The sequence below is a fragment of the Halochromatium sp. NSM3 genome (genome assembly GCF_059621085.1).
In genome coordinates this window covers 62,592-87,655 of record NZ_JCAQIA010000003.1, presented here as the reverse complement: position 1 = coordinate 87,655, position 25,064 = coordinate 62,592, and the positions used below count along the sequence as shown (strand labels likewise).

The 25,064-nt window shown below is 64.2% G+C and carries 22 protein-coding genes; 10 read left to right on the top strand and 12 right to left on the bottom strand.

What is annotated here, in order from left to right; all coding sequences use genetic code 11:
• Positions 1 to 90 precede the first annotated feature (90 nt).
• Positions 91 to 510 carry a DUF6858 family protein gene (locus AC54T3_RS02425; protein ID WP_496622020.1) on the bottom strand — a complete coding sequence of 140 codons (420 nt, stop codon included), beginning with the start codon at positions 508 to 510 and terminating at the stop codon, positions 91 to 93.
• 261 nt (positions 511 to 771) lie between these two features.
• Here AC54T3_RS02425 and AC54T3_RS02420 point away from each other — a divergent pair, with 261 nt between their 5' ends.
• The 5 genes from AC54T3_RS02420 (at position 772) to glcF (ending at position 8,757) form a co-directional block, all read left to right on the top strand.
• Positions 772 to 3,000 carry a phosphoketolase family protein gene (locus AC54T3_RS02420; RefSeq protein WP_496622018.1) on the top strand — a complete coding sequence of 743 codons (2,229 nt, stop codon included), beginning with the start codon at positions 772 to 774 and terminating at the stop codon, positions 2,998 to 3,000.
• Positions 3,001 to 3,305: 305 nt separating this feature from the next.
• Positions 3,306 to 4,682 (top strand): four-carbon acid sugar kinase family protein, encoded by a 1,377-nt coding sequence (locus tag AC54T3_RS02415; RefSeq protein WP_496622016.1) that lies wholly within the window; start codon positions 3,306 to 3,308, stop codon positions 4,680 to 4,682.
• 26 nt (positions 4,683 to 4,708) lie between these two features.
• Complete coding sequence (locus tag AC54T3_RS02410; protein WP_496622014.1) at positions 4,709 to 6,193, top strand: FAD-linked oxidase C-terminal domain-containing protein; 1,485 nt, start codon at positions 4,709 to 4,711, stop codon at positions 6,191 to 6,193.
• 16 nt (positions 6,194 to 6,209) lie between these two features.
• Positions 6,210 to 7,376, top strand: a complete 1,167-nt coding sequence (gene glcE, locus AC54T3_RS02405) for a glycolate oxidase subunit GlcE (RefSeq protein ID WP_496622012.1) — start codon at positions 6,210 to 6,212, stop codon at positions 7,374 to 7,376.
• 7 nt (positions 7,377 to 7,383) lie between these two features.
• The gene (gene glcF / locus AC54T3_RS02400) at positions 7,384 to 8,757 is read left to right on the top strand and encodes a glycolate oxidase subunit GlcF (protein ID WP_496622011.1); all 1,374 of its coding nucleotides are present in this window, start codon (positions 7,384 to 7,386) and stop codon (positions 8,755 to 8,757) included.
• Here glcF and AC54T3_RS02395 read toward each other — a convergent pair.
• On the bottom strand, positions 8,723 to 11,686 hold the full coding sequence (locus AC54T3_RS02395; protein WP_496622009.1) for a valine--tRNA ligase: 2,964 nt from the start codon (positions 11,684 to 11,686) through the stop codon (positions 8,723 to 8,725). The two genes, glcF and AC54T3_RS02395, sit on opposite strands and share 35 nt — an antisense overlap.
• Positions 11,687 to 11,993: 307 nt before the next feature.
• Here AC54T3_RS02395 and ppdK point away from each other — a divergent pair, with 307 nt between their 5' ends.
• Positions 11,994 to 14,768 carry a pyruvate, phosphate dikinase gene (gene ppdK / locus AC54T3_RS02390; protein ID WP_496622007.1) on the top strand — a complete coding sequence of 925 codons (2,775 nt, stop codon included), beginning with the start codon at positions 11,994 to 11,996 and terminating at the stop codon, positions 14,766 to 14,768.
• Between the two features lie 120 nt (positions 14,769 to 14,888).
• Here the strand turns inward: ppdK and AC54T3_RS02385 are convergent, their stop codons facing one another.
• Genes AC54T3_RS02385 through AC54T3_RS02375 form a run of 3 tightly spaced genes read right to left on the bottom strand, consistent with a single transcriptional unit; the run spans position 14,889 to position 16,655 of the window.
• Positions 14,889 to 15,632 (bottom strand): SDR family oxidoreductase, encoded by a 744-nt coding sequence (locus AC54T3_RS02385; RefSeq protein ID WP_496622005.1) that lies wholly within the window; start codon positions 15,630 to 15,632, stop codon positions 14,889 to 14,891.
• 21 nt (positions 15,633 to 15,653) lie between these two features.
• Positions 15,654 to 15,950 (bottom strand): hypothetical protein, encoded by a 297-nt coding sequence (locus tag AC54T3_RS02380; RefSeq protein ID WP_496622003.1) that lies wholly within the window; start codon positions 15,948 to 15,950, stop codon positions 15,654 to 15,656.
• Positions 15,951 to 16,004: 54 nt separating this feature from the next.
• Positions 16,005 to 16,655, bottom strand: a complete 651-nt coding sequence (locus tag AC54T3_RS02375) for an ankyrin repeat domain-containing protein (protein WP_496622002.1) — start codon at positions 16,653 to 16,655, stop codon at positions 16,005 to 16,007.
• A gap of 136 nt (positions 16,656 to 16,791) precedes the next feature.
• Between AC54T3_RS02375 and AC54T3_RS02370 the strand changes: the two genes are divergently transcribed.
• Positions 16,792 to 17,205, top strand: coding sequence for a hypothetical protein (locus AC54T3_RS02370; RefSeq protein WP_496622000.1), 414 nt, complete (start codon positions 16,792 to 16,794; stop codon positions 17,203 to 17,205).
• Here AC54T3_RS02370 and AC54T3_RS02365 read toward each other — a convergent pair.
• The 5 genes from AC54T3_RS02365 to AC54T3_RS02345 form a co-directional block, all read right to left on the bottom strand.
• Complete coding sequence (locus AC54T3_RS02365) at positions 17,202 to 17,759, bottom strand: putative 2OG-Fe(II) oxygenase (RefSeq protein ID WP_496621999.1); 558 nt, start codon at positions 17,757 to 17,759, stop codon at positions 17,202 to 17,204. The genes AC54T3_RS02370 and AC54T3_RS02365 overlap by 4 nt on opposite strands.
• 39 nt (positions 17,760 to 17,798) lie before the next feature.
• The gene (locus AC54T3_RS02360; protein ID WP_496621997.1) at positions 17,799 to 19,031 is read right to left on the bottom strand and encodes a protoporphyrinogen/coproporphyrinogen oxidase; all 1,233 of its coding nucleotides are present in this window, start codon (positions 19,029 to 19,031) and stop codon (positions 17,799 to 17,801) included.
• A 21-nt stretch (positions 19,032 to 19,052) separates the two neighbouring features.
• Positions 19,053 to 19,622 (bottom strand): Tll0287-like domain-containing protein, encoded by a 570-nt coding sequence (locus AC54T3_RS02355; protein ID WP_496621996.1) that lies wholly within the window; start codon positions 19,620 to 19,622, stop codon positions 19,053 to 19,055.
• A gap of 220 nt (positions 19,623 to 19,842) precedes the next feature.
• Positions 19,843 to 20,238 (bottom strand): septal ring lytic transglycosylase RlpA family protein, encoded by a 396-nt coding sequence (locus AC54T3_RS02350; protein WP_496621994.1) that lies wholly within the window; start codon positions 20,236 to 20,238, stop codon positions 19,843 to 19,845.
• A 261-nt stretch (positions 20,239 to 20,499) separates the two neighbouring features.
• Positions 20,500 to 21,309 carry an inositol monophosphatase family protein gene (locus AC54T3_RS02345; protein ID WP_496621992.1) on the bottom strand — a complete coding sequence of 270 codons (810 nt, stop codon included), beginning with the start codon at positions 21,307 to 21,309 and terminating at the stop codon, positions 20,500 to 20,502.
• A gap of 85 nt (positions 21,310 to 21,394) precedes the next feature.
• Here AC54T3_RS02345 and AC54T3_RS02340 point away from each other — a divergent pair, with 85 nt between their 5' ends.
• The 3 genes from AC54T3_RS02340 to AC54T3_RS02330 all read left to right on the top strand — a co-directional run bounded on the left by AC54T3_RS02340 (position 21,395) and on the right by AC54T3_RS02330 (position 23,610).
• Entirely contained in the window at positions 21,395 to 22,213 is an 819-nt protein-coding gene (locus tag AC54T3_RS02340) for an RNA methyltransferase (protein ID WP_496621990.1), read from the top strand.
• Positions 22,214 to 22,253: 40 nt separating this feature from the next.
• Entirely contained in the window at positions 22,254 to 23,033 is a 780-nt protein-coding gene (gene cysE, locus AC54T3_RS02335; protein ID WP_496621988.1) for a serine O-acetyltransferase, read from the top strand.
• Between the two features lie 61 nt (positions 23,034 to 23,094).
• A complete protein-coding gene (locus AC54T3_RS02330) occupies positions 23,095 to 23,610 on the top strand; it encodes a Fe-S cluster assembly transcription factor (protein WP_496621987.1) in 516 nt (171 codons plus the stop codon).
• A gap of 7 nt (positions 23,611 to 23,617) precedes the next feature.
• Here AC54T3_RS02330 and AC54T3_RS02325 read toward each other — a convergent pair whose 3' ends face one another.
• Entirely contained in the window at positions 23,618 to 24,046 is a 429-nt protein-coding gene (locus tag AC54T3_RS02325) for a rhodanese-like domain-containing protein (RefSeq protein ID WP_496621985.1), read from the bottom strand.
• Positions 24,047 to 24,183: 137 nt separating this feature from the next.
• A complete protein-coding gene (locus tag AC54T3_RS02320; RefSeq protein ID WP_496621983.1) occupies positions 24,184 to 24,891 on the bottom strand; it encodes a Crp/Fnr family transcriptional regulator in 708 nt (235 codons plus the stop codon).
• Positions 24,892 to 25,064: the final 173 nt, after the last annotated feature.

Here is a 25,064-nt window from a genome sequence, read left to right as displayed (position 1 = left end):
TCGGAGACAGAGAGCGTGTTTCCAGACCATGATGATGTATGGATTCCGCTGAGCAATCAATGTGCAACCAACGGTGGTTGCGCTCGCGGGCTAGGTCAGCGCGGCGTTGGGCTCGAGATCGTTCTGCCGTAGCCCCAGCGCCCAATCCTCCATCGCGGCATTGGCAAGCGGCATGGGAGCTTCCATGAAGCTGATCACGAACTGATGATCGAGTTCGGCGACACCGATCGAGCGCGGCCTGAGGCCGAGGATCTCGGGGCTGGGAAGCGTCAGGCCAAAGCAGAACAGCACGTTCTTGGCCGCGCGAATGTCGCTCTCCACGGCGCCATCCGGCAGGCTGCAGGTATGGGCGTAATGATCGAAGACGGCGATAAACTGGCCGCAGCGATGCGCCTCGATACAGCCGCGAAAATAGTCGCAGATCGCATCGACGCTCTGGTAACGGGTTTCGTCGCGATCGAGCCTGAGCACGAAGAGTGGATAACGTTCGTTGAGCAGGGTTTGCTTCATGGCGATGTGCTTCACTGGCGAGGAACACAGAGACGAATCCGGGGCTCAAGGCTGGAGACGGCTTGGACGGTCTCGGACAGGCTGGCAGACCCTACTCGTGATCAGCGCAGCTTAAGTCCTCGGATGGTGGGCCACATTGAAAGCTGTCAATCGGCCGCTGGCGCGGTCGATGACTTGGATGCCCTTGTTGCGGAATGGCGCTCTGGGTCGCATGTTCCTCCTCTCCACGCTGAATGGCTTTCCTGATCGACGAGGATTTTGATGATGACCGCTCCGTCCCCGATGACTGCGCCCGAGGGCGCAAGCACGACGCCCGATTTCTGCGAGGGGGTGCTCCATTTTGGTGATCTGCCGCCACGGTTTGCTGAGTTCGGCGAGCCGGTGATCGCTGAGGGAGCCTCGGCGATTGCTGAGGTCGATGAGGCAGCGGTTTTCCAAACGCGGTTGATGGCCAATGCGCTGCGCTATGCGACGCTGCAGCTGTGCGCGTCGAAGGAGTCGGGTCATCCAGGTGGTTTCGCGAGCGCGGCGGATGCGATCGCGGCGCTGATCATGCTCGGGCATAAGAACATCGTCACCGAGGTCGGCCATCATGCGCCGGGCTTCTACAGCAGCATGTTCTTGGATGGCTCGCTGGAGGCGATGGGTATCAGCACCATGACCCAGATGCAGGAGCGCTTCCGCGAGCGTGATGGTCTGCTTGGGCATCTGTCGGGGGCCATCCCGGGTCTGCTGGCACCGGCTGGGCCGCTCGGGCAGGGGCAGCATTTTGCGATGGCCGGCGCCTATCTGAATCGGGATACGTTGTTCCCCTGCACGATTGGCGATGGTGGCCTTGGCGAGCCCTATATCCTCTCGGCGATGAAGCATTTCCATACCAGCTATCCGGAGGTGACCAACTTCCTGCCGGTGCTGATCTGGAACGGCTACAGCCAGGAGCATCATTCGATGGTGTCTTTGATGGATAACGCTCAGATGACGGCGTACTGGCAGACGCACGGCTTCGAGCGGGTGATCCTGATCGATGCGAAGGCGTTTGATGACGCTGATCAGCCAGAGGCGTATGTCGACAGCACGTTATTTAGCGAGTCGGCGCGGGCGGCCTTCACTCGGGCGGTGTTGGGCGGTATGCGCGAGGCGGCCGACTCGGCGATGAGTGGGACGCTAACGGCTGTGATCATCAAGCAGCTGAAAGGTGCCGGCGTGCATGCGCGGGGCGCGAAGTCGCACAACCTGTATCCCGGCGATAAGCCAGAGAAGCCGAGCATTGCCGAGGCGCTGGAGCATGGCGCGCTGGCGCCGGAGGCTTGGGCGCTGGTGCGCACGCTGATGGCGCGGGCCGGTGGCGGGCCGGCGGGCCAGGTGGTGGTGACCGAGACCGAGCGTCCGTTGCCGGAGGTGGGCGAGCTGCCCATGCAGGCGTTTGCGGTCGGCGATAAGGCAGTACCGTCAACGGCGATGGCGGAGATGGTGGCGACGCTGGGCGAGCGCGATCCGCTGTTCGTGGTGACCAATGCCGATGGCAACGAGGCCTCGGCGATGAAGGTGATCAATGAGCGGTTGAAGATTCGCCATCCCACCGCTGATGCACTCTACAATCAGGCGCCAAGCGGGCAGGTGTATGAGCCGCTGAGCGAGGATGCCTGTGCGGGCTTGGCGGCGGGGATTGCGCTGTTCGGTGGGCGTTCGCTGTGGTTGTCGTATGAGAGCTTTGCGATCAATGGCTGGCCGATCGTGCAGACGGTGGCGCAGGCGATGGCGGAGCTGCGGCGGCGCACGCCGGCGGTGCTGAGCATGTTCACTGCGGGTGCCTTGGAGCAGGGGCGTAATGGCTGGACGCATCAGCGACCGGAGATCGAGAACTATCTCGGTGGGCAGATGCGCAATGGCAATAGCTATCTGCTGTATCCGGCGGATGCGAACATGATGCAGGCGGCCTTTGCTTGGGCGACGTCGCAGTTCAATAAGTGCATCAGCATTGTGGCGAGTAAGTCGGCGTTGCCGGTGTATACGACGCCGGAGCAGGCTGCGCGGGCGATTGATGAAGGAGCGGTGGCGTTGTATGAGTCGCCGGCCGGCGCCGGGTCTTTGGTGGTGTTCGCGGTGACTGGGGATATGGTGTTGTTGCCGGTGTTCGAGGCGAAGGCTGCGCTGGAGACGGCTGGGCATCGGGTGCGGATTGTGGCGGTGGTGAATCCGCGGCGGTTGTATCGGGCTGGGGATGTGGCCTGGGCGCAGAGTGCGGAGGCGGATGGGCGGTTTATGGATGATTCGGCGTTTGCAGATCAGTTTGATGGGGACGCGTTGGTGGCGGTGAGTGGCGGTGGCACGGTGGCGTTGGAGCCGGTGATGTTGCGCTCGCGGGCTGGGGCGCGGGATTTGGTCGGTTGGCAGCGGGGGGAAACGACGGCTTCCCCGGCGGAGATCATGGCGTTTAATGGGATCACCGGGGAGGCGTTGGCGGGTCGGGCTGTTGGGTTGATTGGCTGATCGCTTGTGGCTTTGACGCGGTGGAGTGGGCGTTGATGCGGTGGATCGAGCGCTGTGGCTCGTTAGATTGCGTACCGCCTGTCGGGGAACGCCGTGAATCCGTCCTTGGAGGCTTGAGCGCAGCTCCCTGCTGCGCACACCCCCGACAGACGGCACCCGACCCCAGCGCTTCTGATGCCTGTGGTACCGGGTTTCGGCGCAGCGCGGGCCTTGAGTCTGGTTGAGGGGCGAGGGTCAGACTGCCGGCCGGGTCGGATCACCCGAATTCCGCGCTTGTAGCGTTTTCAGATTGACTGGGTCGGGATATGACGAAACCTGTGACGAAGATTATTGCAATTGATGATGACCCGACGGGCTCGCAGACGGTGCATGGGTGCCTGTTGCTGACGCGATGGGATGTGGAGACCTTGCTGGAAGGCCTGCGCGATGCATCGCCACTGTTTTTCGTACTGAGCAACACGCGGGGGATGGATGCCGAGTCAGCAGCCGCAGTCACGCGTGAGATTTGTGTCAATTTGGGTGCCGCATTGGCGCGGATGGAAGAGGCTGGGGAACCAGTGCAGCCGGTGGTGGTGAGTCGGTCGGATAGTACCTTGCGTGGGCATTATCCGGTGGAGACGGATGTGATCGAGGAGGTGTTGGGGCCGTTTGATGCGCATTTTCTGGTGCCCGCATTCTTTGAAGGTGGTCGCTTTACGCGGGATGGGATCCATTATTTGATGGTTGATGGCGAGCCGGTGCCGGTGCATGAGACGGAGTTTGCGCGGGATTCGGTGTTCGGGTTCAGCACGGCATTCTTGCCGGACTATGTTGACGAGAAGACCGCAGGGCGGATTGCTGCGGATGAGGTGGAGCGGCTTTCGCTGGCGGATGTGCGCGGGGAATTGGAGGGTCGGCTGATTCGCTTGGAGGGGAATCGCTGTTGCGTGGTGGATGCCGAGGAGCAGGCGGATCTGGATGGCTTTGCTCGGCAGGTGTTGGCGACGGCGGGGCAGGGCAAGCGGTTTCTGTTTCGCAGTGCAGCGAGTCTGTTGACGGCCTTGGCGGGGCTGTCGCCACAGCCGGTGCCGGCAGCCGAGATGGCGGCCTTTGTGCGCGGTGGCCAGCCAGGGGTTGTGTTGATGGGCTCGCATGTCGGTAAGTCGACACGGCAGTTGGAGCATCTGTTGGCGGAGACGAATGTGGTGGGACTGGAGGTTGATCTGGATCGGCTGGATGGGACGGATGCGGTAGGTCCCGATAGGGATCCGGGGCGGATCGACGCCGCTGATACGCTGGTGACGGAGTTGATTGCTGCGGTGGAGGCGGCAATGCGTGAGGGCTACGGTGCGGTGCTCTACACCAGCCGCAGCGAGCGGCAGTTTGCGACCAAGGCGGAGCGCTTGGCGTTTGGGGATCGGGTGGCGGCGTTGCTGGTGGAGATTGGCCAGCGGTTGCCGGCGGATATCGGTTTTCTGATCAGTAAGGGGGGGATTACTTCGAACGATACGCTGAGCAAGGCGTTGGCGTTGCGCACCGCGCGGGTGCTCGGGCAGGTGCATGCGGGCTGTTCGGTGGTGCGTTGTCCGGAGGATCATCCGCGTTTTCCGAATCTGCCGGTGGTGATCTTTCCGGGGAATGTGGGTGGTGATGAGACGTTGACGGAGGTGTATCAGACGTTGGCAGCACAGGACACTGCTTGAATTTAAGGTTTCGGTCGAGTCCATTCATGTCCAGAATCCCAGACGAACGCCCGCTGAATCCAAAGCCCGAGGTCATCACGGAGCTGCGTCGGCTGCTGCCTGCGGCCAGCGTGCTCGCGAGCGAGGCTGAGCTGGCGCCTTATGAATGTGATGGGCTGAGCGCCTTCCAACAGCGGCCGCTGGTGGTGGCGTTGCCGGAGACGGTGGAGCAGGTGCAGCAGATCATGCGGCTCTGTCATCGGTTGGAGGTGCCGGTGGTGGCGCGCGGGGCGGGCACGGGGCTCTCCGGCGGCGCGCTGCCGCTCGCCGATGGGGTGCTGCTGTCGCTGGCGAAGTTCAATCGGATGATTGACATTGACCCGGCCAATCGCATGGCGAGGGTGCAGCCGGGGGTGCGCAATCTAGCGATCAGTGAGGCTGCGGCTGTCCATGGGCTCTATTACGCGCCTGATCCGTCATCGCAGATCGCCTGCTCGATCGGGGGCAATGTGGCCGAGAACTCGGGCGGTGTGCACTGCCTGAAGTATGGGCTGACGGTGCACAACATTCTCAAACTGAAGCTGGTGAGCGTTGAAGGTGAGCTGTTTGAGGTGGGCTCCGAGGCGCTGGATTCGCCGGGGCTGGATCTGTTGGCGTTGATGACGGGCTCGGAGGGGATGCTCGGCGTCATCGTGGAGGTGACGGTGAAATTGTTGCCGAAGCCGGAGCGGGCGCAGGCGCTGTTGGCGTCGTTCGATAGCATCGAGCGGGCTGGGTCGGCGGTGGCTCGGATCATTGGGGCCGGAATCATTCCGGCCGGGCTGGAGATGATGGACAACCCGGCGATTCGGGCGGCCGAAGCCTTTGTCCATGCTGGCTATCCGATGGACGCGGCGGCGATCCTAATCTGCGAGTTGGATGGCTTCAACGCCGAGGTGTCGGTGGATGTGATGCGGGTGCGCGAGCTGCTGCTCGGTGCCGGGGCTACCGGTGTTCGCACAGCTGTGGATGATGCAGAGCGCCTGCGGTTTTGGAAGGGACGCAAGGCGGCGTTTCCGGCGGTCGGGCGGATCTCGCCGGACTATTACTGCATGGACGGCACCATCCCGCGCCGTGAGCTGGGGCCGGTGCTGAATCGCATCGCCGAGCTATCGGCTGAATATGGGCTGGCGGTGGCGAATGTGTTCCATGCCGGCGACGGCAATCTGCATCCATTGATCCTTTACGATGCGAATAACCCCGGGGAGCTGGATAAGGCCGAGGAACTCGGCGGCGCGATTCTGGAACTGTGCGTTGAGGTGGGCGGCACCGTGACCGGTGAGCATGGCGTGGGTGTCGAGAAGCTGAATCAGATGTGCGTGCAGTTCAATAGCGCCGAGTTGACCCAGATGCATGCGGTGAAGGCGGCGTTTGATCCGAAGGGGCTGCTGAATCCGGGTAAGGCGGTGCCGACGCTGCACCGCTGCGCGGAATTCGGGGCCATGCATGTCCATCACGGGGAGCTGAAGTTTCCCGAGCTGCCACGGTTTTAGCTGGTGCTCGACTTCGATGGCTGCTGAACACTTGGATACGATGACTGAGCAGGCGATCGTCGAGCAGGTCAATGCCGCGCGCTTAGCGGGCACAACGCTGGCGATCCACGGCGGCAAGACCAAGGCCTTTTATGGCAATCCGGTGCAGGCCGATGCCGAATTGGATTGCTCAATCCACTGCGGTGTCATCGCCTATGAGCCGACTGAACTGGCGGTCACGGTTCGGGCCGGCACGCCACTCGCCGAGGTCGAGGCGCTGCTGGCTGAGCATGGGCAGGAATTCCCGTTCGAGCCGCCGCATTTTGGTGAGCGAGCGACGATCGGCGGGGTAGTGGTGGCGGGTCTGTCTGGGCCTCGGCGGCCCTATGCAGCCAGCGTCCGTGATGCGGTGCTCGGCGTGCGGATGCTGAATGGCAAGGGCAAGGTGCTGCAGTTCGGCGGCCGGGTGATGAAGAACGTCGCTGGCTACGATCTATCGCGCTTGATGGTGGGCTCGCTCGGGGTGCTGGGCGTGCTGTTGGAGGTGTCGATCAAGGTGATGCCGAGGCCGCCGGGCCGGATCACGCTGGTACAGGAGCAGGATCAAGCGAGTGCGCTGGCGTTGATGCAGCGTTGGGCTGGGCAGGCGCTGCCGATCACGGGCATGGCTTGGCTGAATGGCCGGCTGCATCTGCGGGTCGCCGGGAGTGATGAGGCGCTGACCGAAACGCAGCGCCTGCTCGGCGGCATGCTGATGACCCCTGCGGAAGCCGATGCCTTCTGGACTGCGGTACGTGAGCAGCGACTGGCATGTGTTGCCGGTGAGCGGCCGCTGTGGCGAGTGTCGGTACCACCGGCGACCGCAGCGGATGCGATTCCGGGGGTTGATTTGATCGAGTGGGGCGGCGCCTTGCGCTGGCTGAGGACGGAGCCAGCGGGTGTGGCTGATGCTGACCCTCGGGCTGCGGCCACGGCGTCCGCTGATGCAGAGGCGCGATCTGGCGCATCCACCACCACAGCGGTTCGGGCATGGGCTGCCGCTGCTGGTGGGCATGCAACGCTGTTCCGCGCGGGGGCAAGCACTCCATTGCCAACGGATGGGGTCTTCGCGCCGCTGAGTCCTGTAGTGCTGCGGTTGCATCAACGTCTAAAGCAGGCCTTTGACCCAGACGGCCTCTTCAATCCCGGTCGGCTGTATCGATGAGCTGGTCATGCAGACGCGACTGATCCCGGAGCTGCTGGCAACCTCCGATGGCCGCGAGGCCGACCGCATCCTGCGCAGCTGCGTGCACTGTGGCTTCTGTACCGCGACCTGCCCGACCTATCAGCTTCTAGGCGACGAGCTGGACGGCCCGCGTGGGCGGATCTATCAGCTCAAGCGGGTGCTGGAGGGCGAGCCGGCGACGCGCACGACGCAGCAGCATGTGGATCGTTGCCTGACCTGCCTGAACTGCGAGACGACCTGTCCGTCCGGGGTTGAGTATCACAAGCTGGTCGAGATTGGTCGCGAACGGATTGAGCGATCAGTGCCGCGACCCGTACATGAGCGGCTGATGCGTTGGGGGCTGCGCAAGGTGCTGCCTTATCCGAGTCGGTTCGTGCCGCTGTTGCGCGTTGGGCAATGGATGCGGCCGCTGCTGCCGGCGCGACTGCGCGATAAGGTGCCGGTGGCGCTATCGCAATCGCCCGATGCTATGGGCGCGAATGCGGCGATCACCGGGACTGCGGCTGCTGCGAAAGCGAACGCGAGCGTGACTGCCGGGGCTGTTGCTGCAGATCGGCAGACGCCGCAGGGCGTTGCAAGGCGGCGGGTGCTGATGCTCGATAACTGCGTTGAGCCGACGCTAACGCCGGGGACGGTGCAGGCGACCAAACGTGTGCTAGCGCAACTTGACATCCAAGTGTTGCAGCCGCAAGGCGGTGGCTGCTGCGGGGCGATCAGTCAGCATTTGGCGGCGCCGGACGAGGCGAAGCACTTCATGCGTCGCAATATCGACGCTTGGTGGCCCGAGATCGAGCCGCGAGACGGGCGCGCGCCGGCCGAGGCGATCCTGATCACCGCGAGCGGCTGTGGTGCGGTGGTCAAGGATTACGGCTGGCATCTGCGCGATGATCCGGACTATGCAGCCAAGGCGGCGCGTGTCTCGGCCCTAGCACGCGATCTGAGCGAACTGCTCAACGCCGAGGATCTGGCCCGGCTACCGAGTCCATTCGCGCGTGGTGTGCCGCATCGAATCGCCTTCCATCCCCCCTGCACGCTGCAGCACGGTCAGCAGCTGATGGGCCGAGTCGAGGCCCTGCTGACGGGCGTTGGTTTTGAATTGACCCCGGTGCGGGATGCCCATAGCTGCTGCGGCTCGGCGGGCACCTATTCGATCCTGCAGGCTGGGTTGTCGAAGCGGCTGCAGGCCGATCGTCTTGAGGCCCTGCAGGCGGGCGCGCCCGCGCTGATCGCGACCGCCAACGTCGGCTGCCAGACGCACCTAGCCGCTGCCGCACAGGTGTCCGTGATGCATTGGATCGAGCTGTTTGATGCAGAGTCTCGCTTGACTAAAGCGCGGCGATCCGCTCGCGCTGCTCACTGAGATTGGCGAGCGCGGCACGCTGATCGGCGATGCGGTCGCGCTCCTTTTGGACCACCGCTGCAGGTGCCTTGTCGACAAAGCTGGGGTTGGCGAGCTTGTTCTCGATGCGCTCGATGTCGGCGCTTAGCTTGGCGATCTCCTTGTCCAAGCGTTTGAGTTCGGCGTCCTTGTCGATGAGCCCGGCCATCGGGATCAGGATCTTCATCGCGCCGACCAAGGCGATGGCGGCTTCCGGGGCTTCGGTCTCGTCGTCGAGCACGGTGATCGATTCGGTGCGCGCGAGGAAGTCGAGGTAAGGGCGTGCCTGCTCGATCCACTGCCGGTCGCGGTCGCTGGCGTTGGCAATCAGGACTGGCAGTTGCTTGGACGGAGCAATGTTCATCTCGCCTTTGATGCGGCGCACACCAAGGATGAACTGTTGCACCCAGCGGATCTCGGCCTCGGCGTCGGTATCGTCGAGGCTGCTGTCGGTGAGCGGGTAGGGCGCGAGCATGATGGTTGCGGCTGGATGATCGCCGCTGGGGCTGGCCAGTGGCCGCACCTTCTGCCAGATCTCTTCGGTGATGAACGGCATGAAGGGATGGGCCAGGCGCAGCAGCGTTTCCAGGGTTCGGACCAGGGTCCAGCGGGCGCCGCGCTTGGCTGCGTCAGAGACGGTGTCGCTGGTGAGGACCGGCTTCGCGAGTTCGAGGTACCAATCGCAGAACTCGCTCCAGGTGAACTCGTAGATGGCCTGAGCGGCGAGGTCGAAGCGGTAGGCGTCCAGTGCGTCGCGCACGCTGGCGACGGTCTTGTTCAATCGACTCCGAATCCATCGGTCCGCAGCGCTTAGCTCGAGGCCTGGTGCGTCGTTGCTGCCGCTGCCACAATCCTGCCCCTCGGTGTTCATCAACACGTAGCGCGAGGCATTCCAGAGCTTGTTACAGAAGTTGCGATAGCCCTCGACGCGACCGAGGTCGAGCTTGATGTCGCGCCCGGTGGTGGCGAGCGCGGCGAAGGTGAAGCGCAAGGCGTCGGTGCCGAAGGCGGGGATGCCATCGGGGAATTCCTTGCGTGTCTGCTTGGCGATCTTCTCGGCCAGTTGCGGCTGCATCATCCCCTTGGTGCGCTTGGCGACCAGCGGCTCCAGCTCGATGCCGTCGATCAGATCGATGGGGTCAAGCACGTTGCCCTTGGATTTCGACATCTTGTTGCCCTGGGCATCGCGCACCAGGCCGTGGATGTAGACGTCGCGAAAGGGCACGTCGCCCATGAACTTGAGCCCCATCATGATCATCCGGGCGACCCAGAAGAAGATGATGTCGAAGCCGGTGATCAGCACCGAGGTGGGGTAGAAGGTGGATAGTCGATCCGTTTGCTCCTGGTGCCCTTGCTCGCTGCTCTGCTCGTGCCGACCGTTCTGCCCGTGCTGGTTGCTCTGCCCATTCTGCTCGGGCGGCCAGCCGAGCGTGCTAAAGGGCCAGAGCGCGGAGCTGAACCAGGTGTCGAGCACGTCCTCGTCTTGGCGCAACGGATAGGCGTCGCTCAGGCCGTGCTTGGCGCGCACCTCGCTCTCGGAACGGCCGACGTAGATATTGCCTTCGTCATCGTACCAGGCCGGGATGCGATGGCCCCACCAGAGCTGGCGGCTGATGCACCAATCCTGGATGTTGTGCATCCACTCGTAATAGGTGTTCTTCCAGTTGTCCGGGACGAAGCGGATGTGACCGTCCTCAACCGCTTTGATGGCCGGCTTGGCCAGCGGCTCGATGCGCACGTACCACTGATCGGTCAGATAGGGCTCGACGATGGCGCCGGAGCGATCCCCGCGTGGGATCATCAGCCGATGCTCGCGCACCTGCACCAGCAGCCCCTGGGCCTCAAGGTCGGCGAGGATGCGCTTGCGCGCCTCGAAGCGGTCGAGGCCGCTGTAGGCGCTGGGGATCAGCTCGCCTTCCTCCGGCGCATTAGCGCGGATGGCGGCATCGATGGTGAAGAGGTTGATCAGGCCGCCGTGCGGCTGATCGGCGATCGGCGTCTCGTCGCGATGGCGCTGCCAGACGGCGTGGTCGTTGAAGTCGTGCGCCGGGGTGATCTTGACGCAGCCGGTGCCAAGCTCGGGGTCGGCGTGCTCGTCGGCGATGATCGGGATACGCCGGCCGGTGAGCGGCAGCTCGACGGTCTCGCCGATCAGGTGTTTGTAGCGCTCGTCGTCCGGGTTCACCGCTACCGCGCAGTCGCCGAGCATGGTCTCCGGGCGGGTGGTGGAGACGATCATCGCGCCGGTGCGGTTGCTCAGCGGATACTTGAGATCCCACATGTGGCCAGCCTCGTCCTCGGCGATCACCTCGAGATCCGAGATCGCGGTGTGCAGCACCGGATCCCAGTTCACCAGGCGCTTGCCGCGGTAGATCAGCCCTTCCTCGAACAGGCGCACGAAGACCTCGCGCACGGCGTTGGAAAGCCCCTCGTCCATGGTGAAGCGCTCGTGCCGCCAGTCGAGCGAGGAGCCGAGCCGGCGCAACTGACGGGTGATGGTGCCGCCGGATTCGGCCTTCCATTCCCAGATCCGCTCGATGAAGGCCTCGCGACCGAGATCGTGGCGGGTCTGACCTTCGGCTTCGAGCCGGCGCTCGACCACCATCTGGGTGGCGATGCCGGCGTGGTCGGTGCCCGGCTGCCAGAGGGTCGGTTCGCCACGCATGCGGTGGTAGCGCACCAGGGCGTCCATGATCGCATTGTTGAAGCCATGGCCCATGTGCAGGCTGCCGGTCACGTTCGGCGGCGGGATCATGATGCAGAACGGGGGCGCGACATCGCCTTGGCCTCGGTCGCCACCGACGTTGGGGCCAGCCCCAGCCCCTAGGTCCGGGGCAAACCAGCCGGCTTGCTCCCAGTGCTGGTACCAGGCGGTTTCGATGGTTTTGGGATCGTAGGTCTTGTCCAACATGGCTGAGATCCTGCGCGTCTCTTTCGGCGCTGATACGGTGTCGATGTCTGTGCGGGCCCGGTAGCGATCGCGGTGGCGATCGGGCTGGGAGCGAAGGCCGGCAGTATAAACGGCTTGGCGCCGTTGGTTGGTGGTTCGCGCATGGAGCGCGGTTTTATCGAGAGCGTCCAACCCTCTAAGATCAGGCGATCGTGTCATCGGGCTGTTTAGTCCTAGAGCAGTTGATTTCGGACACTTCCCAACAGCGACGATGCTCGATCAAATAGATGGCATTGATCACCCGAACCGAGGATCGAGGACCGAGAGCATGACTGAATCGAACAAATGGGTATTCGCCTTCGAGGAAGGCGACGGCAAGAACAAGAAGCTGCTCGGTGGCAAGGGGGCCAATCTCTGCGAGATGACGCAGATCGGTCTCAACGTGCCGCCCGGCTTCGTGATCACGACCGACGCATGCCTGGCCTATCTGGAGCAGCCCGATCATCAGTTGCCAGCGGGCGTGATGGATCAGGTCCGCGCGCAAATGGAAGCCTTGGAGCGCAAGACCAGCAAGGGCTTCGGCGACCCCGACAACCCGCTGCTGGTCTCGGTGCGCTCCGGCTCGGCGATGTCGATGCCGGGCATGATGGACACCATCCTCAACCTCGGCCTCAACCAAGAGACCTTGCTGGGCGAGATCAAGGCCACGGGCGATGATCGCTTTGGCTACGACTCCTATCGGCGCTTCATCCAGCTTTTCGGCAAGGTCGCGCTCGGTGTCGATGACGAGGCCTTCGACAGGGAATTCAACGCGGTCAAAGAGGCCGCGCATGCCAAGCAGGATATCGATCTCACGGCATCCGACCTCAAGGAGATGAGCGAACGTTTCCTCAAGGTGGTCGAGGAGCACACCGGCAAGCCCTTCCCCTCGGACCCGATGATGCAGCTCGAGATCGCGGTCAAGGCGGTCTTCAATAGTTGGATGGGGCGCCGCGCGGTCGACTACCGCAGGCAGTTCCATATCACCCCGGAGATGGCCAATGGCACCGCAGTGAATATCTGCACCATGGTGTTCGGCAACCGTGGCAACGACTCCGCCACCGGCGTGGGCTTCACCCGCAACCCGGGCACCGGCGAGAACGCCCTCTACGGCGAATACCTGATCAATGCCCAGGGCGAGGACGTGGTCGCGGGTATCCGCACGCCCAAGCCGCTCGATCGGCTCAAGGTCGAGATGCCACAGATGGCCGAAGAGCTGGCCGAGCTGCGCGCCAAGCTCGAGAGCCACTATCGCGAGGTGCAGGACTTCGAGTTCACCATCGAGCGCGGCGTGCTCTATTGCCTACAGACCCGCAACGGCAAGATGAACGCGCACGGCATGGTGCGCACCTCGGTGGAGATGGAGCAGGAGGGCTTGATCAGCAAGGAGCAGGCGTTGCAGCGCATCGATCCGATCAGCCTCGAGCAGATGCTGTTCCCGCGCTTGGACCCAAGTTCTCGGGTCGAGCCGGTCGCCCAGGGTCTGCCTGCCTCGCCGGGCGCGGCGGCGGGCATTGCCGTCTTCGATGCCGATCGCGCCCATCAGCTCGGCCATGATCAGGGGCAAAAGGTCATCCTGGTGCGCGAGGAGACCAAGCCCGAGGATATCCATGGCTTCTTTGCCTCCGAAGGTATTCTGACCGCGCGCGGTGGTAAGACCTCGCACGCGGCGGTGGTCGCGCGCGGCATGGGTAAGCCCTGTGTCGCGGGTGCCGAGGGGATCAGCGTGGATGTCGGCCGGCGCGAGGCGATCGTCGGCGCAACCAGCTTCAAGGAGGGTGACACCATTACCATTGATGGCTCGTCCGGGCGCGTCTATCTCGGTGAGATCCCGACCGTTGAGCCAGACTTCACGCCCGAGCTTTCGACCCTGCTGCAATGGGCCGACGAGGTCGCACGGCTGAAGGTGATGGCGAATGCCGACACGCCCGAGGATGCCCGCAACGCGCGCAAGTACGGCGCGGTCGGCATCGGTCTGGCGCGCACCGAACGCATGTTCAACGCCACCGAGCGATTGCCGCTGGTGATCGAGATGATCGTCGCCGAGACCACCGAGCAGCGCGATACGGCGCTAGAGGCACTCCTGCCCCTACAGCGGCAGGACTTCCGCGAGCTGTTCGAGGTGATGGCGCCGAATCCGGTCACCATCCGCCTGCTCGATCCGCCGATCCACGAGTTCCTGCCCGACGAGCATCAGCTTGAGCAAGACCTTGCCGATCTGCATGCGCTGGCTGGGGCGACCCGCGGCATGACGGCCTTGGCTGGCTCCATGGGCCTGCTGCATACACCAGAGAAGGCGCGTGACGAGTTCGACGCAGTGCGCCGGGTAATGGACCCGATGATGGTCGAGGAGGCGATCGCGAAGAAAGAGGCAATGCTCAAGAAGGTGCGTGCCCTGCACGAGACCAACCCGATGCTCGGCCATCGCGGCGTGCGGCTTGGCATCTCCTTCCCGGAGATCTACAAGATGCAGGTGCGCGCGATTCTCGAGGCCGCAGCCGAGTGTGCCCAGGCCGGGATCGAGATCCAGCCGCAGATCAAGGTGCCGCAGGTCTGCACCGTGCAGGAACTCAAGCGCGTGAAGGCCTATGTCGACGAGGCCCACGCCGAGGTCCAGGCCAAGCACGGTCAGCCGGTCAAGTTCAAGTTTGGCACCATGATCGAAGTGGTGCGGGCCTGCATGCGCGCCGAGTCCCTGGCTGCAGAGGCCGAGTTCTTCTCGTTCGGCACCAACGACCTGACCCAGGCCGTGTTCTCGTTCTCGCGCGAGGATGCCGAGAACAAGTTCCTGCCGCTCTACAACCAGTCCGATGTGTTGAACGACAACCCGTTCGAGGTGCTCGACGAGAAGGGGGTCGGCAAGCTGATGCAGTTGGCCGTGGATTGGGGCCGATGCGCGCGCAAGGATCTGCACGTGGGCATCTGCGGCGAGCATGGCGGCCATCCGGCGTCGATCTCCTTCTGCGACGCAGCGGGTCTGGACTATGTGAGCTGCTCTGGCCCACGGGTGCCGGTCGCAAGGCTCGCGGCAGCGCAAGCGGCGCTGAAGCATCGGTCGCAGTAGCTCCCCCGCCCTCGCTCGGGCCAGATCCGGTCGAGATATCTGGCCGAGGCCCGGTCCACATCCGGCCGAACCCAGCCGTCCGCCTCCCGCCTCTCGAGGCGGGCGACCGGGCGCTGCGCCTCAGCCCTTTTCCAGCGGCAAGCTCATCGCCACGGGTTGTTCGGCTCTAGCGGGGCCGAACGCTAGCTCGAGCAGGCGATCAGCGACGAAGACCGGCGAGCTGAAGCCCTCCTTGGCCTTGAGGTCGAGGAATTTTTGCACGCGCGGGAATTGGTCCGGCGTGCAGTCGCGGATCATCGCCTGCATGTCGGTGTCGATGATGCCGGGCGCGACGGCATGCACGCGCAATCCGCTGTCGGCCTCCTCCAGCGCGATCGACTCGCTCATCCGATCCACCGCCGCCTTGCCGGCACAGTAAGCGGACCAGCCCGCATAGGCGCTGCGGGCCGCGCCCGAGCTGATGTTCAACAGCACGCCCTCGCCACCCCGTGCATGCAGGTGGCGGATGAAGGCCTGGCTGCCGTTGAACACGCCGACGACATTGACCTCGATATGCCGCGCGAATTCGGCGGGATCGTTGTCGCGCAACGGGCCGATCGGCGCCAGCAGCCCGGCATTGTTGATCCACAGATCGATGCGCCCGAAACGCTCGACCGCCGTCTCGCAGAACTGTGACATGGCTCCGCTATCGGTGACATCAGCGGCCATGCTCAGCAGCCGCTCGGTATCGTCGGCGAGCGCCGGCTGCGCGCGGGCACAGGCCGCGACCCGCAGGCCTCGCTCGAGGAAGCGTTCCGCGAGGCCAGCACCGAGCCCGCGACTAGCGCCGGTGATCACGGCGACCTGATGGGCGGGATCGATCATCGCTTGTCTCCTCGTTTGGGCTTAGTTCGGAGCGTCGTCGGCGAGCCAGCCCTGGAGCGCTTCGACCAGCGCCTGGGCTTGAGCTCGACTCGAGATGTTGAACTTCGATTGTTGCCGATACTCACCACCACGCTTCTGGTAGCGCCGGATGGTATAGCGCTCCTGTCCGTAAGCCTCCTTAGCCCGATCCCAGTCTTGGTAGCGATAGAGCACCGTGGCCCAGCTGCCCTTGGACAGGATGACCTTATCGAGTTCCTTGGTGGTCTCGATGTCTCCCTCGGTATAGGTAATGGTCAGATCGTCGACCTTTTCAGTCATGCCGGGCTCCTGGTCATCTCATGGTTGTCGTCGGTGTCCGGATTGCGTTGCGGGTCAGCGTGCGCGTTCGGCACCATACTGCTCGAGCAAGGTGATCATAGTGGGCTGGTTCTGCTCATAGGCGATCTCGAGCGCGGTCGTGCCATTGCTGTCGGTGTGATTGACATTGGCGCCGGCGTTGATCAGCTGTTTTGCCAGTTTGACATCATCAGCCGCGACCGCCAGATGCAGCGGGGTTCGGCCTTGCGAATTGGCGGCGTTGAGATCGACTCCGCAAGCGGTCAGCAGTTCGATCGTATCGGGATCGAGCGCCTGCTCCTCGGCGAGTTCGAATAAGAGCGCTTGCAGGTCATCATCGACCCCCTGTTGCAGCAGCAACTGAGCCGCCTGAACCTTGCCGTTCGCGAGCGCGACATGCAAGGGGGTGCGGCCGCGCGCGTCGCGTACATCGGGTTGCGCGCCCTGTTCGAGCAACACGCGCGCGATGGCGACCCGCCCCTGACTGACGGCAACGTGCAGGGGATAGTCGCCCTCGGGGCCGGGCTGGTTGATATCGGTCTTCCAGAACAGGTGCCGTTTGATCTGATCCAGATCGCCGCTGTGAACGGCCCGATACAGATTGACGCTCGGCTGAGGTGGCTCATCACAACCGACCAGCAGTCCAAGGCTCGCCAGGATGATGACCAGGACGGGAAGCACAGGCATGGCTCTTGGTGGCGGACTGCAGGGCGGCGCGATCGAGCCGTGGATGGTAAGCCCTGCTGGTGTCGCCAGACAAGGCGGCGACCTGCCGTGTTTGGCCATGGTCCTGGGGCGATGCTCGTGGTAGCGTAATCGGATCATGTTCACAAAACTCCTGTTAACCGCCACAGTGATCCTGGTGGCCTGGCTCGTGGTGCGCAACCGTTGGCGGGCCGAGGGCGATGAGCCGCTACGGCTGCGCGCGGCATCGGAATCGCACGCCTCGGGGGCTGGGCCGCTGATGCCACGTGGCGCGGTCAAGCTCGCCGCCTATGGGATCGTGGTGCTGATGCTCGGCGGTACCGGGTTCTATCTGTTCCAGGATTGGCAGCATGCGCGCGCGACCGTTCAGCTCCAGGTCGTCAACGTCTATACCGGCGAGACCGAGCACTATGAGGCGCGTCGCAGCGAGATCGGCCGCCGCAGCTTTCGCACCCTCGATGGGCGTCGTATTCAGATCGCCGAGATGGAACGCCTGGTCGTGCGCGAGCGCGAAACCGAACGCCTGCGCTAATCCGGACTGGGACCGATGTTGAAGGCGATCGAGAGTCGCCGTGAATCGCCGCAGTTGCGCTCGACCGAGTGCTCGAGCGCCGGATCGAACAACAGCAGCAGCCCCGGCCAAGGCCGCAGTCGAGTCTCGAAGGGGCCGTCATGGAAGAGGATGTCGCCAGCTGCGGCCGGCATGCTGACGTAGTAGACCCCCGAGAGCAATTCGTCGCATTCTTCATGCGCGTGGCGGCTAGTGGCCTGACCGGGCTGCATGGCATTGATCCAAAACCCGGCGCGCAGCGGCTGCTCCGTCGCGATGGGTTCCTCGAGCCAGGTCGCCTGAGTGCTGCTCAGCCAGACACGCGCCTGCTCCAGGGCGACGGCGAGGATGTCGGCGATGCCGGGCAGTTGCTCGGCGTTGAGGTAGAGATTCTCAAAACGCCCGTCGATGAAATGCGAGCGGCGTTCGAAATCCTCGTCGCCGAGCCGGGAGAAGGCCCGCGCGAGAGGGTCATTGATGACCTCGGCGCGGGGATGATGGCAGGCGAGGATGGGGCTATTGGCGCGCGTGAGCATGGCGCGGGCGACGCTCGCTCTCGGTCCCAAGCGCTGCCGTCAGTGGCCGCTTGCGCTGCCGCCCGGAGCGCCATCGCTCAGCGCGCCGAAGAGCCGTTCGTGCTCGCTGCGGGTGCGGGTCACGCAATCCTCGATCGAGACGCCGAGGAACCAATTGCCGGTCACCGCAATCGGTCCGCCCGCAAGCGCCGCGTCCAGCGCCTGGATACGCGTCATGTGATCGGCGCGCAGGGCGGGCAACTGGTTGCGGACATGGGCCTTGGCGCGGATGTCGGCGACGTGGGCATTGAGGGCCTGGCACGCGATCTGCGCGCGCTCCGCCTCGCTGAGCGTGTCGCCCGGGAAATGGAAGGCGAAGCCGCGATAGCGCTCGTCCGGTAGGAAATCGCGCGACACCGCAGAGAGGAAGCCGCCATCGATGCTGATCAGCCCGGCGATCTCCTCGACGCTGAGACTGGAACGCTCGAAGGCCAGCACCAGGGTGTCGATGTAAGCGATGCCGATGTTCTGGATCGCGCTCGCCGCCGCTGGCGCGACCTCGCCGAGCAGGGCACGGGCGGCATCCGGCGGTACGGCCAGGGTCAGGCGCTCGCAGCGGTGCTGGTTGCCGTCCTGGCATTCGATCTCGAAGCCCTCGCCCTGGGCGGTGATGCGCGTGACCTGGGTGCCGAATTGGGCGTTGAAGCCCGGCTGCGTGGCGATCGCGCGCGGGATATCGGCGAGGCCGCCGGGCATGGTGAACGCACGCAGCACATCCTTGCGGCGCGGCTTCTTGCGGAACATCGCCTCGGCGGGGAAGTTGTCGGCGTCCTGGCAGACCACGGAGCGCAGCGCCGGGCCGAGCAGATCACGATAATTCTTGCGACCCATGACCTGACCGTAGTACTCGGACACCGTCTTGCCGGCCTTCTCGATGCGGAACAGGCTGGGCAGCGAGATCAGCAGCTCGAAGGGATGCAGCGCCGAGAGGATGCCGCGCCGCTCGCCTTCGCGCCACAGCTTGTAGCTGCGTTTCTCCTTGGCCATGGTCAGCTTCAACAGGTCGAGCTGCTCCATGATGCCGAGGAGATGGCCGTAGCTGTTGAAGCAGGTGTGGCCGCCAGCCTCGACCCAAAAGCCGTCGAGCGCCTGGAAGTGGCTGCTATGGATGCAGCCACCTGGGCGGTCGCTGGCTTCGAGCAAGAGGGTGTCGACACCGGCATGCAGCGCGTAATGCGCGGCACTGAGTCCGCTGATACCGCCACCGATGACGATATGGGTATGGTCGGCCATGGGTGAGGGCTCCCGCTGCGTTTAGAGCGGCTTGGTGAGGGTGAAGGCGCCGCGGATGTCGCCCGCCGAGTAGCCGCGCGCCTGATCCTCGGGGTAGGCCTCATCGAGGGTTTGCGTCAATGCTGGATCGAGGTCGCTGCCGTGGCAGGTCAGGCAGACCTCCTGGGTCGGAATCGCCTGCATGTAGCGATAGACCTTTTGCCCCTCGCTCTCGAGGACTTCGGCATAGCTCATCTCGGCGACCTCGTTACCGGCGGCTTTGTCGGACTCGAACTGCTCGAGGATGCGTGTCTCCCAAGCGTCGGGCGCGTTATCGGGGTTGCGCGTCTTGAGGCTGGTGCGGCCGATCTCCCACTCCGAGGTCTGCGAGAGGTTGCGGGCGATCGCCGGGGCCTTGTCCTGGCAGACCTCGACGGCATTCGTCGGGCCACCGGCCTTCATCGCGCTGACCAGCTCCGACTGCAAGGTCGAGGCGAACTGTTGGATCAGCGCGCGGGCTTCGTCGCTGGCGCCGGCCGTGGTCTCGGCGAGACCGAGGGCGGGCATTGCGAGCAGGAGTGTCGTCACCGAGAGTCGTGTCATCTTACGCATGGGTACTGTCTCCTAGAGAGTCCTTGAAAAGCGCTTGCGATATCGGGCCGACATGGCCCGTATCCAACCGCGCACACGCAGAGACTATGTCTGATGATCGGGCCGCGCCGCGATGGGAAAGCGCAACGCGCGCGCTGATGCGCTGGTGCCGAGGCTGGAGAACCGGGGCCGGATCGAGCGTGGCGCAGGGATTGAAGCCGGGATTGGGGCCGGAGGCTGGTCAGGCACCGCGTTGACCTGGAAGGCTCAGGATTTCGACCCTGACTTTTGTCACGCCCTTCTTGATGATGCCGAGTTCGGCGGCGGCCCGGCGTGAGAGATCAATGATGCGCCCCTTGGTGAAGGGGCCTCGGTCGTTGACCTCGAGTTCGACGCTGCGTCCGGTGTACGGCTCGGTCACGCGCACACGCGTACCGAGCGGGAGGGTCTTGTGGGCGGCGCTGAGCGCGTTCTTGTTGTAGACCTTGCCGCTGGCGGTCTGATTGCCGTGCAGGCTGTCGTGGTAGTAAGAGGCAATGCCGCTGAGAACCTGGCCCGGCTTTGCCGCCAACACGGGACCGGAGATGCCGAGCAGCAGGAGAGTGCCGATGAGTAGGAGGTTGAGCTTGGTCGTCATCGTTGAGGCCTGATCTGTTTACAAAACGATGACGAGAGTATAAGGGAAATCCCGCATTAGGGAAGTCCCTCGTCGGGGATCATCGCAGGCAGGCGCGCATCATTCGCAGTGCCGCGCGTTGCAACGGCGCGATCAGCCGCAGCGCGATGGCCCGCACAGGGATGCCGTCGGCGCGCAGTCGCGTTGCCGCCTCCTGCACCGCGCCCCAGCTCGAGCCCAGGTGAGCAGGCTGAGGCTGGGTGGCTCGCTATCAGTGCCTGGCTAGGCCGCGAGGTCACCACCGCGAAAGGGCTTGAGGCGCTCGATCATGGCGCGGTGGACCTTGAGGCTGCCAGCGACGAGGTTGCAGGTCTCGAAGAAGCGGTCGCCGCCAGCGAGGTCGGTGACGGTGCCGCCCGCCTCGGCGACCAAGAGTGCGCCAGCGGCGAAGTCCCAGGGCGAGAGTCCGAGTTCCCAGAAGCCATCAAGGCGCCCAGCGGCCACATAGGCGAAATCCAGGGCCGCCGAGCCTGGCCGGCGGATGCCGGCGGTGTCGCGGATCATCGCCGCGAGCATGCTGAGATAGGTGGTCAGGTGCGACTGATCACGGAAGGGGATACCGGTGCCGATCAGGGCGCCCTCGAGTCCGCGCCGGTCGCTGACCCGGATACGCCGATCGTTCAGCATGGCGCCACCACCGCGACTGGCGGTGAACAGTTCCTCGCGCAACGGGTCGTAGACGACGGCCTGCTCCATCAGCCCACGGTAGCGCAGGCCGATCGAGATGGACCATTGCGGGAAGCCGTGCAGATAATTGGTGGTGCCGTCGAGCGGATCGATGATCCACTGGAACTCGTCACTGCCGTCACGGCCCTTGCTGCTGCCGCTCTCCTCAGCGAGGATGGCGTGATGGGGGAACTTGCCGCGCAGCTCGTCGATGATGGCGGCCTCACAGGCGCGGTCGACCTCGCTGACGAAGTCATTACGACCTTTCTCGTTGACCCGGAGATCACCGCCACGCTCATAAGAGCGCACGGCGATGCGTCCGGCCTGGCGCGCGGCGCGTACAGCAATATTTAACATGGCATCCATGGTGCTAACGATAACCTAGTCGCGCCTTGGATAGTAGATTGACAAGATCGGAAAAGTCTGAAGAACTGAGGAAGAACTGACTGTGATGGATGCAGGTGATAACACATCCGCCCAGCGGCCTGACCTGGCGCGGCTTGAGCGCGTGCGCTTCGTGCTGATCGAGACCAGCCTCAGTGCGAACATGGGCGCGGTTGCGCGCGCGATGAAGACCATGGGGCTCACGCAATTGTGCTTAGTGCGGCCTCGGCAGGCGCTCGATGCCGAGGCGCTAGCGCGCGCGGCGGGGGCCGATGATCTGCTAGCACACGCGCGGGTGTGCGCGTCGCTCGAGGAGGCGCTGACCGGCTGCCGATTGGTGATCGGCTCGAGCGCGCGCGCGCGCTCCCTGGCTTGGCCAGAGGTCGATCCGCAGGGCTGTGCCGAGCGCTTGCTAGAGGATGCCGCAGAGGCCGAGGTGGCCTTGTTGTTGGGACGCGAGCGCTCGGGCCTGACCAACGATGAGCTGTCTCATTGCCATTTCTTGACGCGCATACCGGCCAATCCGGATTACAGTTCGCTCAATATCGCCGCCGCCGCGCAGGTCTTCGCCTATGAGCTGCGGCGGGTGGCGCTGCGGGGGCCGGTTGGCGCGACGCCAGCAGGGGAGCCAGCCTCGGACACCTCCCTGGCTGGCGCGCCGCGAAACGACCTGGCGGGCGCCGATGAGATGGCGAGCTTCTATGGGCATTTGGAGCAGACCATGACGCGGATCGGGTTTGCCGATCCGGACCAGTCCAGCACCCTGCGCCGACGGCTGCGACGGCTCTTCAACCGCGCGCGCCCGGATCGCACCGAGCTGAATATCCTGCGCGGCATCCTGTCTGCGGCCGAGGGGCGGAAACACCCGGATCGGTTTCGCCGCTAAGGGGCGGGACGCAGCCGATTCTTGATGAGGAGAGGGCCTGATGTTCAAGCGCCTACGGGACGATATCGACTGTGTGTTCGAGCGCGATCCGGCAGCGCGTAACGCGTTCGAGATCCTGACCACCTATCCCGGGCTGCATGCGGTGATGATGCACCGGGTCTCGCACGCCCTTTGGGAGCGCGGCTTCAAATGGCTGGCGCGGATCTTGTCGAACCTAGCGCGTCTACTGACCGGCATCGAGATCCATCCGGGGGCGCGGCTGGGCCAGCGTTTCTTTATTGACCACGGCATGGGGGTGGTGATCGGCGAGACCGCCGTGGTCGGTGATGACTGCACGCTCTATCACGGCGTCACGCTCGGCGGAACCAGTTGGCAGAAGGGCCAGCGCCATCCGACCTTGGGGCGCGATGTGGTGGTGGGCGCCGGTGCCAAGGTGCTGGGGCCGATCCATATCGGCGACGGTGCGCGCATCGGCTCGAACGCGGTGGTGTTGAAGCCAGTACCGGCCGGCGGCACCGTGGTCGGCGTCCCAGGGCGGGTGATCGAGCATGCCGCAGACGCGGCCACCCGTCGGCGCGCGGACACGGCCAAGCGCATGGGGTTCGATGCCTATGGGGCCACCCGCGATGCACCCGACCCGGTCGCCAACGCGGTGAATCGGATGCTCGATCATATCCACATCATGGACCGGCGCATGGAGGCCATGTCGCGGGCGCTCGAGGAGCAGGGCATCACCCGCCACTTCGCCCATCTCAATGACCTCGACGATTGCGTGCTCGACCCGGCTGAGGTCAGTTCGGAGGCGACCGAGCAAAATTGATAGGTTTGGTCGGTTATCATAGGATGTCGTCAGACAAGGCTATCAGCGAGGAGGGGTCGAGGTGAGACTGACAACGAAAGGGCGCTATGCGGTGACTGCGGTGTTGGACCTTGCAATCCATCAAGGCCAAGGGCCGATCGCGCTTGCGGATATCGCGCAGCGTCAGGGCATCTCCCTGTCCTACCTAGAGCAGTTGTTCGCGAAGCTGCGCAAGCGCGGGCTCGTGCTCAGTGTGCGCGGACCCGGCGGCGGTTACCATTTGGCGCGCGAGGCTGGCGCTATCTTTATCGCGGAGGTGATCACCGCCGTCGATGAGCATGTCGACACCACCCGTTGCGGTGGCGCGCACAACTGTAAGTCGGACGGCCCCTGCCTGACCCATGATCTATGGATGGATCTGAGCGATCGCATCTACGGCTACCTCAACAACATCAGCTTGCGCGATCTCGTCGAGCGCGGGAGGGAGGCGGCGGCTAGCCGAGGAGGCGCGAAGCGTACGATCGAGGCGGCAAGTCGCGCCGAGGGCACCCAGGTCCGTCTTGATCCAGTGCGCCCAACGGGTCAGGCCAATGCGTGAGTGCAGCTCAGCATTGTTCCCAGGGTAAGCCGCGAAACCGCCAGCCGCCACGGGTCGAGCGGTGGTGCTGCTCATCAAGTTCGCCCTCGAAGCCTTCGTCCACATGAAAGACGTTGGGCAGGCCGGCCTCGAGCAGCGCCTTGCCTGCCTCGAGCGAGCGTTTGCCACTGCGGCAGATCAGCACGACGGGCGCGCAGGCATCCTCTGCGGTGCAGACGGCGCCGCCGAGCAAACGTTTGCGAATCTCGGTAAGGAACTGCGGATTGACGGTCCAATCCGGTTCATCGATCCAGGGCACATGGACGGCGCCAGCGGGATGGCCGACGAACAGAAACTCCATCGTCGAGCGGATATCGACAAAGAGGGATTGAGGATCATCTTGTAGCAACTGATGCGCCTGTTCCGGCGTCAGGGGTGTTGGTAAGCGCTCGCCCATGGTGGTGCTCCTGATCGTGGTTTATCGTTTTCCGCATCGATCGTTCTTTGCTGTCTTACGGCACACGTCGATAAAACGGCGCTACGGTGCTCAGCCCTGCTCGGCAGGTTGCACCCCTAGCGGATTGCCGAGCGGCGTCAATCCTCGGCGATCCGCCGGAGGTTGGGGATATCGAGCAGGAAGCGATTCGGCCGTGACTCGACGATCAGACTCTCGCGCTTGAAGCCAGCGATGGTGCGGCTTGCGGTCTCGGTGGTGATACCGAGCATGGCGCCCATATCCTCGCGTCCGAAGAGCTGGCATTCGCTCGATTCGCGATCGCGGACCAGGCGCAGCAAGAGCCGGGCGACGCGCTGACGCGCCGAGCCGGTCGAGAGTTCGGTCAGCCAGGCGTCGGCCTCGGTGAGCGCGCGCTGCCAGCGCTGCATGAGTTCCTCATGCAGGCTTGGGTTGTCCTTGCTGAGGGCCTTCACCACGCGCGTCGGGAACCGACAAACCTCGCTTGGCGAGAGCGCAACGGCGTCGTGCTGATAGGCGCTGCCGAGCAATGCTTCGAGCCCAAGCACGTCAGTACCACGCGCGATGCGCACGATGCGCTGGCTGCCATCCGGCAGGTATTGGACGAGCTTGAGCGAACCGCTGCGCACGGTGAACATATAGTCACCGACCTCGCCGGCCTGGTACAGCGGAGTGCCTGGCTTCAGGTTGAACTGATCGATCGGATCGTGGATGCCATCGAAGTCCTGTTCGGTGAGTCCAGCAAACAGCACCGTTGTGCGCAACGCGCAATTCCTGCAGTCGGCCTCGCCGGCCCATGCCTCACGCAATGTCACGGATTTGACCATGCCTCTTGCTCTATTAAGCGCGGTGTCAATGACGATTGACGCATCAGTGTACAGGAATTTTGCGCTGCACAATGGATTTGGCGTATGCGTACAGTGAGGCGATGCGCGCAGTATGATGCGCGTTCTATCATCACCGACATCATCGACCACCGGCCGATACCGGCCAAGCTGCC

Bases quoted from the DNA above. Each gene is read 5' to 3' on its own strand.
- AC54T3_RS02415 (WP_496622016.1), top strand. From the start codon at position 3,306: ATGACGAAACCTGTGACGAAGATTATTGCAATTGATGATGACCCGACG.
- AC54T3_RS02350 (WP_496621994.1), bottom strand. From the start codon at position 20,238: ATGACGACCAAGCTCAACCTCCTACTCATCGGCACTCTCCTGCTGCTC.
- AC54T3_RS02340 (WP_496621990.1), top strand. From the start codon at position 21,395: ATGGATGCAGGTGATAACACATCCGCCCAGCGGCCTGACCTGGCGCGG.
- AC54T3_RS02420 (WP_496622018.1), top strand. From the start codon at position 772: ATGATGACCGCTCCGTCCCCGATGACTGCGCCCGAGGGCGCAAGCACG.
- AC54T3_RS02325 (WP_496621985.1), bottom strand. From the start codon at position 24,046: ATGGGCGAGCGCTTACCAACACCCCTGACGCCGGAACAGGCGCATCAG.
- ppdK (WP_496622007.1), top strand. From the start codon at position 11,994: ATGACTGAATCGAACAAATGGGTATTCGCCTTCGAGGAAGGCGACGGC.
- AC54T3_RS02355 (WP_496621996.1), bottom strand. From the start codon at position 19,622: ATGCGTAAGATGACACGACTCTCGGTGACGACACTCCTGCTCGCAATG.
- cysE (WP_496621988.1), top strand. From the start codon at position 22,254: ATGTTCAAGCGCCTACGGGACGATATCGACTGTGTGTTCGAGCGCGAT.
- AC54T3_RS02385 (WP_496622005.1), bottom strand. From the start codon at position 15,632: ATGATCGATCCCGCCCATCAGGTCGCCGTGATCACCGGCGCTAGTCGC.
- glcF (WP_496622011.1), top strand. From the start codon at position 7,384: ATGCAGACGCGACTGATCCCGGAGCTGCTGGCAACCTCCGATGGCCGC.
- AC54T3_RS02365 (WP_496621999.1), bottom strand. From the start codon at position 17,759: ATGCTCACGCGCGCCAATAGCCCCATCCTCGCCTGCCATCATCCCCGC.
- AC54T3_RS02370 (WP_496622000.1), top strand. From the start codon at position 16,792: ATGTTCACAAAACTCCTGTTAACCGCCACAGTGATCCTGGTGGCCTGG.
- AC54T3_RS02395 (WP_496622009.1), bottom strand. From the start codon at position 11,686: ATGTTGGACAAGACCTACGATCCCAAAACCATCGAAACCGCCTGGTAC.
- AC54T3_RS02425 (WP_496622020.1), bottom strand. From the start codon at position 510: ATGAAGCAAACCCTGCTCAACGAACGTTATCCACTCTTCGTGCTCAGG.
- AC54T3_RS02345 (WP_496621992.1), bottom strand. From the start codon at position 21,309: ATGGATGCCATGTTAAATATTGCTGTACGCGCCGCGCGCCAGGCCGGA.
- glcE (WP_496622012.1), top strand. From the start codon at position 6,210: ATGGCTGCTGAACACTTGGATACGATGACTGAGCAGGCGATCGTCGAG.
- AC54T3_RS02320 (WP_496621983.1), bottom strand. From the start codon at position 24,891: ATGGTCAAATCCGTGACATTGCGTGAGGCATGGGCCGGCGAGGCCGAC.
- AC54T3_RS02410 (WP_496622014.1), top strand. From the start codon at position 4,709: ATGTCCAGAATCCCAGACGAACGCCCGCTGAATCCAAAGCCCGAGGTC.
- AC54T3_RS02380 (WP_496622003.1), bottom strand. From the start codon at position 15,950: ATGACTGAAAAGGTCGACGATCTGACCATTACCTATACCGAGGGAGAC.
- AC54T3_RS02360 (WP_496621997.1), bottom strand. From the start codon at position 19,031: ATGGCCGACCATACCCATATCGTCATCGGTGGCGGTATCAGCGGACTC.
- AC54T3_RS02375 (WP_496622002.1), bottom strand. From the start codon at position 16,655: ATGCCTGTGCTTCCCGTCCTGGTCATCATCCTGGCGAGCCTTGGACTG.